Origin of the sequence: Clostridium gasigenes (assembly GCF_017348895.1) — a bacterium.
Lineage (GTDB): Bacteria > Bacillota > Clostridia > Clostridiales > Clostridiaceae > Clostridium > Clostridium gasigenes.
Map to the genome: position 1 here is coordinate 2,073,487 of NZ_CP071376.1, position 15,390 is coordinate 2,088,876.

The 15,390-nt window shown below is 28.5% G+C and carries 10 protein-coding genes and 1 pseudogene; 8 read left to right on the top strand and 3 right to left on the bottom strand.

The window, feature by feature from the left end; all coding sequences use genetic code 11:
* The first annotated feature begins 165 nt into the window (after positions 1-165).
* From J1C67_RS09785 to J1C67_RS19875, 3 genes and pseudogenes are all read left to right on the top strand, one after another.
* A complete protein-coding gene (locus J1C67_RS09785; RefSeq protein WP_167866651.1) occupies positions 166-1,584 on the top strand; it encodes a flippase in 1,419 nt (472 codons plus the stop codon).
* A 1-nt stretch (position 1,585) separates the two neighbouring features.
* Complete coding sequence (locus J1C67_RS09790; RefSeq protein WP_167866652.1) at positions 1,586-2,710, top strand: glycosyltransferase; 1,125 nt, start codon at positions 1,586-1,588, stop codon at positions 2,708-2,710.
* A gap of 55 nt (positions 2,711-2,765) precedes the next feature.
* A pseudogene (locus J1C67_RS19875) lies at positions 2,766-2,885 on the top strand (IS3 family transposase); the annotation flags it as partial.
* Positions 2,886-2,967: 82 nt separating this feature from the next.
* On the opposite strand, the gene J1C67_RS09800 reads toward J1C67_RS19875, so the two are convergent.
* Entirely contained in the window at positions 2,968-3,972 is a 1,005-nt protein-coding gene (locus J1C67_RS09800; protein ID WP_167866653.1) for an LCP family protein, read from the bottom strand.
* Between the two features lie 225 nt (positions 3,973-4,197).
* Entirely contained in the window at positions 4,198-5,169 is a 972-nt protein-coding gene (locus tag J1C67_RS09805; RefSeq protein WP_244980241.1) for an LCP family protein, read from the bottom strand.
* Positions 5,170-5,394: 225 nt separating this feature from the next.
* On the opposite strand from J1C67_RS09805, the gene J1C67_RS09810 reads away from it, so the two are divergent.
* The 3 genes from J1C67_RS09810 to J1C67_RS09820 all read left to right on the top strand — a co-directional run bounded on the left by J1C67_RS09810 (position 5,395) and on the right by J1C67_RS09820 (position 11,319).
* Entirely contained in the window at positions 5,395-6,708 is a 1,314-nt protein-coding gene (locus J1C67_RS09810) for a nucleotide sugar dehydrogenase (RefSeq protein WP_167866655.1), read from the top strand.
* Between the two features lie 146 nt (positions 6,709-6,854).
* Entirely contained in the window at positions 6,855-9,170 is a 2,316-nt protein-coding gene (locus J1C67_RS09815) for a cell wall-binding repeat-containing protein (protein WP_167866656.1), read from the top strand.
* 205 nt (positions 9,171-9,375) lie between these two features.
* Entirely contained in the window at positions 9,376-11,319 is a 1,944-nt protein-coding gene (locus tag J1C67_RS09820; RefSeq protein WP_243176779.1) for a cell wall-binding repeat-containing protein, read from the top strand.
* Positions 11,320-11,361: 42 nt separating this feature from the next.
* Here J1C67_RS09820 and J1C67_RS09825 read toward each other — a convergent pair whose 3' ends face one another.
* Entirely contained in the window at positions 11,362-12,918 is a 1,557-nt protein-coding gene (locus J1C67_RS09825; RefSeq protein ID WP_167866658.1) for a cell wall-binding repeat-containing protein, read from the bottom strand.
* 153 nt (positions 12,919-13,071) lie between these two features.
* Here J1C67_RS09825 and rocF point away from each other — a divergent pair, with 153 nt between their 5' ends.
* Together rocF and J1C67_RS09835 are read left to right on the top strand one after the other, a co-directional pair.
* Positions 13,072-13,971, top strand: coding sequence for an arginase (rocF, locus tag J1C67_RS09830; protein ID WP_089970174.1), 900 nt, complete (start codon positions 13,072-13,074; stop codon positions 13,969-13,971).
* 44 nt (positions 13,972-14,015) lie between these two features.
* A complete protein-coding gene (locus J1C67_RS09835) occupies positions 14,016-15,344 on the top strand; it encodes a tyrosine-protein kinase domain-containing protein (RefSeq protein ID WP_167866659.1) in 1,329 nt (442 codons plus the stop codon).
* Positions 15,345-15,390 lie beyond the last annotated feature (46 nt).

Consider the following 15,390-nt stretch of genomic DNA (forward strand, 5'->3'; position numbering starts at 1 on the left):
TCAATAGTAATTAAGTATAAAAATGAATGCGGAAATACACATTGTTATATATAGGAATATTAATATAAAAAAATATAATTTCATATGGTTAAATTTTACAGTTATAATCTAAGCAGAATTGTGATGATATATTGTTTATTTGATTATATGCATAGGAGATAAATAATGAATAAAATACAGAAAAATTTTATTTCAGTTTTCACAGGAAATATAGGAGGTAAAATACTAGTTTTCTTATTTTCTATGTATGTTGCTAGAGTTTATGGAAAAGAAGTATTTGGGAGTATTAATTTTGCTAATTCAATGATATCATATTTTTTAATGATATCATCTATGGGATTACAGGGGTATGCTGTAGTAGCTATATCTAGAAATATCAAAGAAAAAAATAATATATATAATAAAATATTATCATATAGAATAATATTAGCTATTTTTTCTATAATAGCATTACTTATTATAGTTCCGATTAGTAATATTATATATGAAAATAAAATGATGACGTTATTTTATGGACTGAATATAATTACGAATGCATTGTATATAGATTGGTATTTTAACTCAACACAGGAAATGGAATATATATCATATTCAATAATTATACAGAACGTGATATCATTTATATTACTAATTGTATTAAGTAATATTACCATGAAAGAAAATATTTATATAATTCCTATATCTTTATTTATTGGTAATGCTATTTCGGTAATATATTTAATTAATAGAGCTAATAAAGAGATAAAGTATACGTTTGTTTTTTCAATTAGTGAATTGGCAGATTTGGTAAAAAAAGGCTTTCCATTTTTCTTTTCAGGAGTTTTTGCTACAATGAACTGCAATTTAGATATTCTTATATTAGGAGTAGTATCTACGAATGAACAAGTTGGATTATATAGCTCAGCTTATAAAATAATAAACATCCTTATAATTGGTATAACTATGATTTTTACACCTATATTTCCGGTTATAATAGATATGTTTAATAAAAAAGAATATATAAAACTTTCAAATTTACTAAATAAAGTAAGAAAAATAATTTTGGTTATTATTTTTCCATTAGTGATAGGGGGCGTATTATTAAGTTCAGAACTAATGATGTTATTATTTGGTGATGAATATTATAGAGCTGGAATAGCTTTAAAAATATTAATAATATATGTTGGAATATTATATATAAGAGAATTATATGGATATCAATTAAGTGCAAGTGGAAAACAAAAACAATATATGAATGTAGTAGTTATTTCTTCATTTTCTAATCTTGTATTAAATTTTATATTTATTCCGAAATATGGATTTACAGCAGCTGCTGTAACAACTTTAATTAGCGAAGTAATTAATTTAATATTAATGAGAAATAAATGCATCAAATATTTTCCGGAAATTATATTTAATAAAGATAAAATATTAGGAATAATATTATCGACGAGTATTATGGGTGGATTGGTATATATATTAAAATGTATAGGGGTTAATGCATTAATAATTATAGTAATGTCAGTTTTAATTTATGGACTGTGTATTGTGATATTAAAAGTAGTATCTTTAGAAGAAATAAAAAGTGTCAAAGGTGGAATATAGCATGGTAAAAAAGAAAAAGAGATATTGTTGTCTTTTTACTAGAACTGAAAATGTACATTTAATTAAAGATGTTGGGATGATTCCATATATTCTTACAAAATATTATTCTATAGATGGACGAGTTGCAACTTATGATAATGGACCATATGAATATATAGATACTGAAGTTAATGGATTGGGTATGGATATTATTACTAAGTTCTTTGGGAATAGTAAAATAGATAGTATAATATATCTATTTAAGAAATCTAGAGAGATAGATATTTTACAAATATTTCATCCTAATTTAAATTCTGCAATGCAAGGATTTTTATATAAGATTTTAAATAAAAGTGGTAAAGTATACTTAAAGCTTGATTGTACATTAGATTATATAGAGAATAGCAAAGGAGCTTTTCCACCAAAGGGGTTAAAAGGTAATATTTTGTTTTATATGTTAAGAAATAAAATAGATTTAATTACAGGAGAGACAACAGGAATATGCAATTATTTAAATGATAACTTTGGGTTGAAGGTTAAATACATTCCTAATGGTTTTTTTGATGACAATATACATAATCCATATAAAACAATAGAAAAGGAAAATATAATTATAACAGTAGGAAGAATAGGAACATTAGAGAAAGATAATAAAACTCTATTGAAATCATTTAGCAATATAAAAAATCAAATTCCAAATTGGAAACTAAGAATAATTGGTCCTATAGAAGAAGAATTTAAAATATATATTAAAGCGTATTTCGATGAAAATCCAGATTTAATAGATAGAGTAATATTTACTGGATTAATATCTAATAGAGATGAACTTGACGCTGAATATAAAAAAGCAAAGATATTTTGTTTGACATCAATATCAGAAGGGTTTCCATTAGTATTTACTGAGGCAATGAAGAATGGTAATTATATAATTAGTACTGATATAGATTCAGCTAAGGATATAATAAAAGATACTGAATATGGGCAAATATTCAGTAAAAAAAACATTACACAATTAAGTGAAATATTATTGAATGTATGTAGTATAGATAACAATAATATGGACAATTATTCTAATAAAATAATAGAAAGAGCTTACAATGAATTCAATTGGATTAATATTTGTGAAAAAATATTGAAAAATTTTTAATTTTCCGATGAGTACACTTAAAACTGAAATGTAGTACCTAAGAAAATTTGATTCATATGAGGAATTTGAAGAAATTATTGATGAATACATAAACTTTTATAATATAAAGCGGTTACAGAAAAAGCGAAAAGGTATGAGTCCGATCGAATATCGAAGTCATACCTTAACTGCATAAATTTTCATTATTGACCCTATCTGCTCGACAGGGTCAGTTCATACTTTATTTTATAGTGGATTTTAAATATAGAAAATTAAATTTATTTATCATCAAATATATAATCTCTAACTTGCTTAATTGTTGTATCTTTATCATAACTTAAATAATAAATACCATCTATAGTAGTGCCTTCACCAAAGCCATCTCTTGGGAATCTGTCTTGTACTAAAGCACCATTGCCAACTCCTAGTACGTTTGTTCCAAGTGAAAGAATATTACCAGCTGTTAAGTTTGTTTGAACGTGAGGTAATAAGCTATTTAATATTGAAGGGTATGAGGTTGTTGAAGTAGAGGATAATTTTTCAAAAAGTGCTGTAAGAACTATTCTATGTCTTTGAGTTCTTTCATAATCTCCTCCAGCTGTATATCTAATTCTTGAATATGCAAGAGCTTGGATACCATTAAGGTGTTGAGAGCCGCTAGAAGTTATATGTGGAGCTGAAGTACCTTCTAGTCCATTTAAACTATCTATATAACTGTTAATATACTGAAGTTCTTCATCATTTATTTCTAAATCTAAACCACCTAGTATATCTATAACAACAGGAAGTGAAGAAAAGTTAACTGTTGCAAAATCTTCTACATTTAAACCAAAGTTTTCATTTATTGTTTTAATTGCTAGCTGAGGACCTCCAAATGCATAAGCATGATTAAGTTTGTCCATTCCGTGGCCATCTATATTTACATAAGAATCTCTCATTAGTGATGTTACTTTAAGTTTATTGTGTACAGGATCTATAGTTACAATCATCATTGAATCTGATCTTCCTGCACCACCGTCTTCAGCATCTACACCAAATAGAGCTATATTTTTTATATCTTTATAGTTATTATATTTTGAGAATTCTTCAGTAGATGAAATTCCTAAATCTTTAGTATCTAATTTTACATTATCTAATTTGAAAAATAAACCATATAGGTACCCGCCCCCTATTGCCATAGATGCAATTAATATTGCTAGAAATCCCATTAATATTTTAAAACCTGTCGATTTTTTCTTTTTCTTTTTTATATTTTTATTATTAGTCTGTTTAATACGTGACATTGTATACACCTCTTTCATTTAGGATTTTATCATAATAGTATATAAGCTTGCAAATAGAAAATGAAATTACTGTTAAATATTTATAAATATATCCAATAAGTAAAGGCTATAGGGTAAATCCTATAGCCTTTACTTATAAATATTTGATAAGTACTAATAATTTTTAATAAACTTATAATCACTTTATGTAAATTTATAATAATAATCAGCATTGCAAATATGTAATTAGTTTTCGTAAATAAATTGTTGCATTTGAGATTTTGTAGCTTCGGCATCAAAGGTTAAGTAGTAAATTCCGTTTATAGTATCACCTTTGGAGAAGTCGTCTCTTGGAAATCTATCTTCTATTATTTTAGAACTATCTATTTTTGAAATTGTAGTTCCAAGGCTTAAAAGTTCTGATGTTGAAAAGCTAGTTTGTACAAATGGAAGAAAGTCATTTAATAAACTTGGAAATTGTGTTGCAGGTGTATTGTTAATTTTATCAAATACTGCTCCAAGTATTGTTCTGTGTCTTGAAGTTCTTTCATAATCTCCACCAGCTGTATATCTAATTCTTGAATAGGCTAAGGCTAAATCTCCATCTAATAATTGGGGACCAGCAGCATTTATACTAGAAGTACTACCTCTTGATGCTGCATAACTATTCATAAGTGGAAATTCTTCAGCTGTTAGATTAATAGTTACCCCTCCAAGCTTATCTATTATTTTAGGTAAGTTCGAGAAATTAGTTGAAATAAAGTTATCTACATTTATATTGAAGTTTTCATTTAAAGTTTGCAATGCAAGTGTAGAATTTCCAAAGGCAAAAGCATGGTTTAATTTATCCATACCGTGATCTGGAATATTCACATAACTATCTCTCATTATTGATGATAATTTTAATTTGTTGTGAACAGGGTCTACGGTTAATACCATTATAGAATCTGAACGTCCAAACTCGTTGTCTCCAGCATCAATTCCAAATAGTGCTATGTTAATGATTTTGTCATAAGCGTCATATTTAGATAAATTTTCAGTAGTTTCATTAGTTATTCCTATATTGTTTTTATCTAAATCTACTTTATCTAATTTGCTTGATAAGTATAGGGAATATAGTCCACCTCCAATAAGTGTAGCTAATATTATTATTAATAAAGTAATAAGTGTTATCTTTAATGGCGATTTCTTCTTTTTATTTCTTTGTGATTTATTCACACTCTCACGTCCTTTCAAAAGTGAATTTTACCATTTTAATTTAAATAAGTAAATAATAACAGGAAAATAGTAATATTAAAGTAATTACTATATAGCATGTTTATGAATTATATATTATAATAATTGTTATGATATTATTATTAGATGGTATATAAGGAATAGTAAAATAAATAACTAGTTATTTATTTACGATCCTTAACAACGAAATAGTGGAGGAATTTAATTATGAAAGACTTATATAAGTTAATAGAAGCTAAAAAAGAAAAAATAGCAGTAGTGGGGCTTGGATACGTAGGAATGCCTTTAGCAATAGCATTTGCAAAAAAAGTTGATGTAGTTGGATTTGATATTAATAAAGGTAAAGTAGATAAATATTTAAATGGAATAGATGTAACTAATGAGGTTGGAAATGAAGCTATAAAAACATCCACAGTTGAGTTTACTTGTGATGAAAGTAAACTAGCAGGGTGTAAATTTCATGTAGTAGCTGTTCCTACACCTATTAATGATGATAAAACGCCAGATTTAAGACCTGTAATTGGATCAAGTGAATTAGTTGGTAGAAATTTAACTAAGGGTTCAATAGTAGTTTTTGAATCAACAGTTTATCCAGGAGTAACAGAGGAAATTTGTGTTCCGATTTTAGAAAGAGAATCTGGACTAAAATGCGGAATAGATTTTAAGGTTGGATATTCTCCAGAAAGAATTAATCCAGGTGATAAAGTTCATACATTACAAACTATTGTTAAAATAGTTTCAGGTATGGACGATGAAAGTTTAGATACTATAGCAAAAGTTTATGAACTTATAATAGAAGCTGGAGTATATAGAGCAGAAGGTATAAAAGTAGCAGAGGCTGCTAAAGTTATTGAAAATTCTCAAAGAGATGTTAATATAGCTTTTGTTAATGAATTATCTATGATATTCCATAAGATGGATATTGATACAAAAGCAGTATTAGAAGCTGCAGGAACTAAATGGAACTTCCTTAAGTTTAATCCAGGTTTAGTTGGAGGACACTGTATAGGAGTTGATCCATACTATTTAACTTATAGAGCAGAGCAATTAGGTTACACATCACAAATTATTGCATCTGGAAGAAAAGTAAATGATGGAATGGGTAAATTTATTGCAGAAGAAACTATTAAACAGTTAATAGAAGCCGATAAAAAAATAAAGGGAGCTAGAGTTGGTGTACTTGGAATAACATTTAAGGAAGATTGTCCTGATGTTAGAAATACTAAAGTAACTGATATAATAAGTTCACTTGAAGAATATTCAGTAAACTGCTTAGTTGTAGATCCTATAGCAGAACCTAGTGAAGTTGAAAGAGAATATGGAATAAAAATGACGAGGCTAGAAGATTTAAAAGATTTAGATGCAATTATAGTAGCTGTATCTCATACGGATTACAGAAAAATGCCATTAAGCAATTTATTAGAATTATATAAAGATGAAAATAAAATTATAATAGATGTAAAATCTATAGTAGACAAAAATGAAGCTAAGGAAAACAATATAGCTTATTGGAGTTTATAATATAAGAAAGCGCCCCTGGGGTGTAAAAAATACCGTTAATGGTATAAATTACACTTTGGGGGTGTAATTTATTACAAGTTTTTAGAAAATTAGTTGAAAAAAGAATATAACATTGGTAAACTATAGAAGAAAAAGGTGGTGGGATTGTGTCATTAAATAAAATAAAAAGAATTATATCACAAGTCATAATTGTAGCAATTATGTTACCTAGTGTAAGTGCACTTGCAGATGGTGGACAAGCTGGAGAAAATACCATGGCAAGAATTTTGAAACATGTTAATGGTAGCGCTTATGGTGGAAGTGATAAAAATACTAATTTATATTCGGATGCAGGTCTTACTAATGCAATTACTTATGTTAATCATTCATATGTAGATGATGCACCGATAATTGCAGATAGTGGTAGATCAGCACAAATAGTAGTTTCAGGATATCAAGGGTGGATAAATAAAGACACTAGTGCTAGTGAATACGATATGATTGTTGTGCCAGTTAGCAAGGCAGTTAATCCAAGTTATTATTACTCTGAAAATGGAGAATTAAAGCATTATATTTCTTCAAACTTAACAGGTAGTGGTGGATATTCTATAAGCATAGGACGAGCACCAACTTATTTACAAGCTGGTGTTAAATATTTAAGTTATGATGGTGTATATTTCTATGATGGAAGTAATATTCAAAATGGATTAAATAATTTAATAAATGATTATAAAAGGGGTGGAAGAGGAAATGCTATAAATGCAGGAAATCCACAGTACACTTATTATAATTATTTACCATTTAGAAGTAAAACTGTTTATTCAGCAGATGAGCTTAATAGATTTATAGATAATAATACAGCTGGAGATTCAAAACTTAGAGGAATAGGAGGAGCACTTAAAGATGCAGAACAAAAATATGGAGTTAATGCCATATTAACTTTAGGTGTTGCAATGAATGAATCTGGAAAAGGTATGTCAGCTATATCTCAGAGCAAAAATAATCTTTTTGGAATAAAGGCTTTTGACTCTGATGTAAGTGGAGCAAGTTCTTTTGCTAGCCCATCAGAATCTGTTTATGAATTTGCTAAAAATTATATCTCAAGAGGATATGCAGATCCTGCAGATTGGAGATATTTTGGTGGGTTCCTAGGAAATAAGAAACATGGTTCAAATGTTAAATATGCTTCAGATCCTTTCTGGGGTGAAAAAGCAGCTCAGCATACATTTGCTGTAGAAAAATATTTATCAGGTTCAGTAAATAGCTTAAGAGATACAGATGTACAGCAAATAGCTATGACAACTTCAAGTAATAAAATTATGAACGGCAATGGAGGATTTTTATATAATAGTAATAAAAATAATATAGAAACACCATTTGTAGTAGCTAAAAAAGGAAAGGTTTCAGTAGCTGGTCAAAGTTCTTATGAAATTTATTCTGAAAGAAACACAGATGTTTCTAGCGGTAAATATGAGGGATCTTATGATTGGCAGAATAGAGGATATGTTTCAGATGCAAATGTGAAGTTCTTAAATAAAGCTAGGGATATGATTGTTTATCAACCTCCTGTTGATGTTAAAGGCGGGATAGATAGATATGCAACAGCAGTTGAACTTAGCAAGGGTCAATTTGAAAAAAATGAAACAGTTGTAATAGTTAATGGGTTAGCTTTAGTTGATGGATTAACTTCAACTCCTGTAGCAAGTCATTATAATTCGCCATTATTATTAGTAGAAAAAAATAGTATACCAGCAGTTACTAGTGACGAACTTAGAAGACTGGGTACTAAAAATGTAATAATAGTTGGAGGAGCCAATGTTGTTTCTGCTACAGTAGAACAACAACTTAGAAATATTGGTATAAATTCAATTACAAGATTACAAGGTGATGATAGATATGATACTTCTTTAGAAGTTGCTAAATATATAGATTCAAATTTATATGATGTATCTAATATAGTTGTGGCAACAGGACTTGGACAAGCAGATGCTATGTCTATAGCCCCAGTAGCTGGAAGAGATAAAATGCCTATACTTTTAACTAGAAAAGATGAAGTTCCTTCGAATATTTATGATTGGTTAAGTAGAGAAGGTATAGATAATGGGTATATTATTGGTGGAACAACTGTTGTAAGTGACAATGTTTTAAATAAAATCAATAGTATAACTGCAAAAAATGTTATGGGTAATAGACTTGGTGGAAAAAATAGAGCAGAAACTAATGCGATGGTAATTAATAGATTCTATGGTAATACTGAGGGTGTATATATAACTAAAGAAATAACATTGGTTGATGCCTTAGCAGCAGGACCAATAGCAGCTATAACAGGGAATCCTATTGTTTTAGCCGGAAATGATTTAAGTGGAGAACAAAAGGATGTATTATCTCAAAAGAAAATAAAAAGAATAATACAAGCAGGATATGGAGTTCCAGCTACAGCTGTTAATACGCTTAAGCAATGTTTAGAGACTTTAGAATATTAAATATAAAAGTAGAGAGTGTTTTGTATAACTCTCTACTTTTTTGTTTTATTTTAACAAAAACAAAAAAATATTGAAGTATGTTGTCAGCTAGTATATAATTTTATTATTAGGAAAATTTTAAAAGATAACTAATTAATATGCATAGCACTTTAAAAAGGTTATTTTTTTTTGATTACTTAAGTAAAAAATGAAGGGATGGGATATTTTGACTAAGAAAATCAGAGTTATAAGTAGTGCTCTAATTATGATGTTTATTTTTACTACTATATCACCAAATTTTACGAAGACTGTGAAAGCTGATACGATTTCCAGTGAAGTTGAACAAATGTTAAGTGAAATAGTTCAGGAGCATGGAATTGAAAATGTAGTTTTTGAAAATGGTATAATTATAAACGTTAACGAAGAGGTGAATTTAAAAGAAATTTCACAATATGAAAACGTAATATGGAGCGTTAAAGATTATAGCGTAGCTAATCTTAATGAAAATGTATCCTTAAGGGGACTAAAAGAAGGAACTACATTTTTAGTGGGACAAGTAGGCGGAAAATATCATTTAAGAGAATTATATGTAGCACAACCAAAGCAAGAAGAACAAAAAGCTGTTTCAAGTGAAACAGTAAATACACAATTAGCTACAGATAATGGTTCTAAAAAAATAATAAATAAACGATTAGCATTTGCTCCACCAGTAGCAAAATCTAAATATGTAGTATATTTAGATCCAGGTCATGGTGGATTAGATTCAGGAGCTACTGGAAATGGAGTAATAGAAAAACAAATAGTTTTAAATATAGCGCTTGACACTAAAAGACAATTAGAGAATGCTGGAGTCGAAGTTATAATGAGCAGAACTTCAGATGTATATGTATCTTTAAAAGAAAGAAGTGATGCTGCAAACGCAGCGAATCCAGATATATTTGTATCAATACACATTAATTCAGCAGAGGATAGTAGAGCATATGGAATCGAGACCTTTTATATGAAGGATATAGATTTTAAATTAGCAGGAAGTATGCAAAATAGATTAATGCAGTATATTTCAACTAAGGATAGAGGGGTTAAATATGCAGATTTTCATGTAATGAGAGAAACAACAATGCCTTCTACTTTAGTTGAATGTGGATTCTTAAGTAATCCAGATGAAGCAAATAAATTAAAGCAGGCAAGTACTCAAAGTAGTTTAGCAGAAGCTATAACAAATGGTGCTGTAGATTATTTAAGAAGTAATGTATCATTAACACCAATAAATGGAGAAAGAATTTACGGAGATAATAGATATGAAACATCTTATAAATTATTTGAAAAGGGATGGCAAACAGCAGAAAATGTAGTTTTAGCATCAGGTATTGATTATCCAGATGCATTAACAGCAGCTCCCCTTGCTAGCAAAAATAATGCACCTATACTTTTAACTGAAAAAGCTAGTTTAAGTAATCAACCTAAGTTAAAAGAAATATTAGTTAACAAAGGCGTGAAAAATGTATTTATAGTAGGTGGAAACACTGCTATTCCTTCAGTAATTGATGGAGAATTAGCGGCTATGGGTATAACTGTTAAAAGAATGGGTGGAAATGATAGATATGAAACATCAGTATTAATTGCAAATGAAGTAGGGGTACATAACGGAGAAGTATCTCTAGTTAATGGATTAAGTTTTGCGGATGGTTTATCAATGTCACCAATAGCTGCAAAAAATAGAAGTCCTATTTTATTAACAAGAAATAATGAAGTTCCAGAAAGTACAAGAGGATTTTTAAATAACAATAATATAACAAAAACATTTATAATAGGAGCAACAACTGTTATAAATGATGCTGTTTCTGCAAGCGTAAGCAATCCAGAAAGATTAGGCGGTAGTGATAGATATGATACTAATAAGAAAATATTAGATAGATTTAAAAGTGAATTAGATTTAAGTACTATATATATTGCATCAGCATTTACTTTCCCAGATGCACTTTCATCATCTGCTTTAGCTGGTAAAGATAATAACTTTGTTTTATTATCTAATACAGTAGTAGCTGATAATATAGTTAAATCTGAAATATCACAGAATAAACAATTAATTAAAAAAGCATATATACTAGGTGGTAATGTTGTAATTTCGGATGAAATTATAAGAAACTTAGGAATAAGTAATATTAATTAATATTAAGGAGTAGCATTTGTTTAAATGCTACTCCCTTTTTTTTTATCTTGTTTCAGGCTCATGTAAGTAAGATGTTACATTAGGATCATTTGTTAAAATATTAAATAATCTTTCAACAGATTTATAACCAATACCTTCTCTCACCATATCCTTATTATCTAATGAATATTCAAAAGCTGCAGATAATACTCTTTGTTTTTCTAGAGTAGTATCACATACGCTTTCGATTAAGAAATCTGTGTTTAACCTTGATACATCCTCAGATGTTGTGAAGAATCTACAATCTTTTATTACTCCATCATTATATAAACTGTAAATTAACTGTCCAGATGTTAAGTGTTGGGGATGAGTATCGTACTTATAAGAATGTGCCACATGGGTTACATTACTATAAGTAGTTTCAAAATAATTTACTGTTTGTCTTAAGGAATCATAATTAATATTATTTTCAGGTTGGTTTAAATATATAACATTATTTAGATTAACCCCAAGTTTTGATAGAGAAGCATTAAATTCATTATTTCTTAAAGCTACTTTTTCTGAAATAGGATAGTTAATGTATTTAGGCCAGTTAAATACTTCAGAACCAGAACCGTCTGTAATTAATACAATATGAACATTTTCAGAGCCAACAGATTCAATTGCATCTACAATTGCACTTCCGGCAAAAAGGGTTTCATCATCTTGGTGTTGTGAGTAGAATACAACTTTTTCTCCATAAATATAACCTTTGGCACGGTTAACAGCAATTTTATTTATGTTTCCAAATACAGTAGCGCTTTGGGCTCCAGCTATAGCTGTTTTATTTGACGTGTTTGAAATTAGTACTACAGGTTCTTTTAAAGCAGATGCAGTTAATGCGTCAATTAAAACATCAGATTTGCTTAGGTTTACGTGAGTTTTATTTGGAAAGAATTTATTAATAACATTTTTATTTGTTTCAAATCTATCAATTCCAGTAATTCTTTGTGCAAAATTATCAAAAGATCTATTTAAAACTTGAAATCCACCTATTGAATAGGCTTGTACATTCTTCCTGTAAGAAGTTGAAGACCCATCTGTAAGTATAACTGGGTTACCAGTTTTTGCTGCAACAGGTGATATACTCATAGCATCAGCTTCACCACGTGCTCCGTTTACATAATATATTTCTTGCACACCTTTTAGAGTTTCAATTTGATTAGCAACAGTGATAGATGTTAAATATCTATCTAAACCACCAAGTCTAACTATTGATTTGCCCATATTACGCAGAGTGTTTTCAATTTCACTAGAAACAACAGTTGGTCCACCTACTATATAAATAGTGTTTACAGATTGTAATTTAGCTAATGTAGAACTTGGAATTTTATTTTTTTCTGTTAATAAAATTGGAGCGTTTAAAGCACCACTTAATCCACTAGCTGAAAGCCCATCTACAATAGAAAGTCCATTTACTAATATAGCAGAAGAATATTGCATCTTTGATGCGATCATGCTTGCAGTCTCATAACGATCACTTCCTGCAATATAATCTAGAGTTAGTGCGTGTGCACTACTGGTAGAAATACCAAAGAGTAATACAGTTGAGAGTAGACATTTTAAAAAATTGTTTTTCATAAGTATAAACCCCTTTATATAATATTTAGATAGTTCTATACTATAATAGCATATTATAGTAAAAAAAAAAAAGTCGCTATTTGTTTAATTAAATTTTACAATGGTATATAATAAGAATGAAAAATAAAATGTAATAAGAATAGGAGTAACATTATGGATATTAATTTAATCGGAGTACCACTTTATTATGGGTGTGACAAAAAAGGAGTTCAAGAGGGTCCTAGGGTTTTAAGGGAAAATGGAATTGCTGAAATCTTGAGGACTGAAGAAAATAAAGTTTATGACTTGGGTGATATATATATAGATAATTCTATTGAAAAAGAGGCTTTTTGCGCCGGGGTAAACGCTAAATATATTAACGAAATAGTAAGTATAAACAATAATTTAGCACATAAAGTATATTCTGCATTATCTGCAGGTGGATTTCCTTTAGTTATAGGTGGAGATCATGCATTAGCAGCTGGAAGCATTTCAGGTGTGGCTAAATATTTTAAAGATGATTTAGCTGTGATATGGGTAGATGCACATGGTGATATGAATACATTTGAAACAAGCCCTTCAGGAAATGTACATGGCATGCCTTTGTCAGCATTATTTGGAGTGGGGGATAAGAGCTTAACTGATATATATTTTAAAGGGGTAAAGGTTAAGAAAGAGAATGTTTTTATAATTGGAGCTAGAGATTTAGATAGCGGAGAAGTGGATTTAATTAATGAGCTTGATTTGAAAGTGTGGACAATGGATAGAATTAAAGAAGTAGGAATTGGAAGTGTATGTGTTGAACTATATAAATGTTTAGAAAATAGAGGTATAAAGAATATACACTTGAGTTTTGATATAGACTCAATAGATCCTTTATTAATGAAGGGTACTGGAACACCGGTTCCTAATGGGATAAATATGGATGAAGCTAAAACTATATTAAATAGAATATTTGAAACAAGATTAGTTAAATCAATGGATTTTGTAGAGTTTAATCCAATGTTAGATAAAAGTGGTTTAACAACAAAAATGTGTATTGAATTAATGGAAACATTAAAAACATTAATATAGGTGAGTTTTAAAAAACAAAAAATATTGATTAGGGGTTGTAAAACGTGGAAGAACAAATAATTAAATTTGAAGATGTTTTAATAGGTTGTGTAAGGAAGTGGAGGTCTATTTTAGTATTTACAATTTTAACAACTGTATTAGCAGCATTAGTTAGTATTGTTTCAAATGATGTGTTTATATATGAGGGATCTGCTAAGTTATATGTTAAAAATGAAGCTACTGTAATAGAAAATAATATAGAAGTTAAAAAAGATAAAAATTTAATACAAAATTATATACAATTAATGAAAACTAAGGATTTTGTCACTAAATCTTTATATACTGTAGATTCTAAGTTAAAGCCTGAAGAGGCATTAGGAAAATTAACGGTTACTAATATTGTTAATACAGATTTTATACAAGTAAAATATTCAAGTTTAAATAAAAATGAAACAGCAGAAGTCCTGCAAGGAGTTATAAATGAATTTACAGAAGTAGCTCCAAATTATAATAAAGATGTAGAGATTATAGTTGAAGAAAGTATAGGAATTGCCCAAAAACAGGAAATGAGAAGTGCTAAAGTTCTTATTGCTATGGGATTAATTGGTGGGCTATGTATGTCGACGGCTATTGCATTTATATTAGAATGTATAAATAAGACATTTAAGACTAAAGGTGAACTTGAAAGAGAATTAAAGATGCCTATAATTGCAAATGTTCCAAAAGTGAAAAAAAATCAAATTAATATTAATAAAATTAAGAATAATCAAGGAACAATATTAGGAGAAGCTTATAATAGTTTAGCAACTACTATAAAATATTCAAAGGAAAATTTCAATAATAAATCTATATTAATAACAAGCTCTATAGTAGGAGAAGGAAGTACTACAACAGCATCAAGCCTTGCAGTATCATTAGCTACTAGTAATAAAAGAGTAATATTATTAGAAGGCGATTTAAGAAAACCATCTCTTCATAATGTTTTTGAAGTAAAGAATGATATTGGATTAAGTGAAGTTATATTGAAAAAAATAAATCTAGATAATGCAGTTAAAAAAATTAATGATAACCTTGATTTATTAACAGCTGGAGAATTAGTTTTAAATCCAATAGAAATAATAGATTCAAAGGATATGAATTTATTATTAGAAGATTTAAAATCAAAATATGATTATATAGTTATTGATACACCTCCACTACAAGCTGTAACAGATGCACAAATATTATCAACTAAGGTTGATTTAACTATACTTGTAGTTAGGGCAGAAGAGGTTAAAAAAGATACTGTTAAAGAATCTATAGCATTAATAAATAGGGTAGATAGAAATATAATGGGAATAGTATTTAATGCAGGAGATACTATTAGAAATAAATATCATAAGTATGGTAATTAAATAAGATGGTGTAAAATAAATAACTATCTAAATTACTAAGTATTAA

Bases quoted from the DNA above. Each gene is read 5' to 3' on its own strand.
- J1C67_RS09785 (WP_167866651.1), top strand. From the start codon at position 166: ATGAATAAAATACAGAAAAATTTTATTTCAGTTTTCACAGGAAATATA.
- J1C67_RS09810 (WP_167866655.1), top strand. From the start codon at position 5,395: ATGAAAGACTTATATAAGTTAATAGAAGCTAAAAAAGAAAAAATAGCA.
- J1C67_RS09790 (WP_167866652.1), top strand. From the start codon at position 1,586: ATGGTAAAAAAGAAAAAGAGATATTGTTGTCTTTTTACTAGAACTGAA.
- rocF (WP_089970174.1), top strand. From the start codon at position 13,072: ATGGATATTAATTTAATCGGAGTACCACTTTATTATGGGTGTGACAAA.
- J1C67_RS09825 (WP_167866658.1), bottom strand. From the start codon at position 12,918: ATGAAAAACAATTTTTTAAAATGTCTACTCTCAACTGTATTACTCTTT.
- J1C67_RS09800 (WP_167866653.1), bottom strand. From the start codon at position 3,972: ATGTCACGTATTAAACAGACTAATAATAAAAATATAAAAAAGAAAAAG.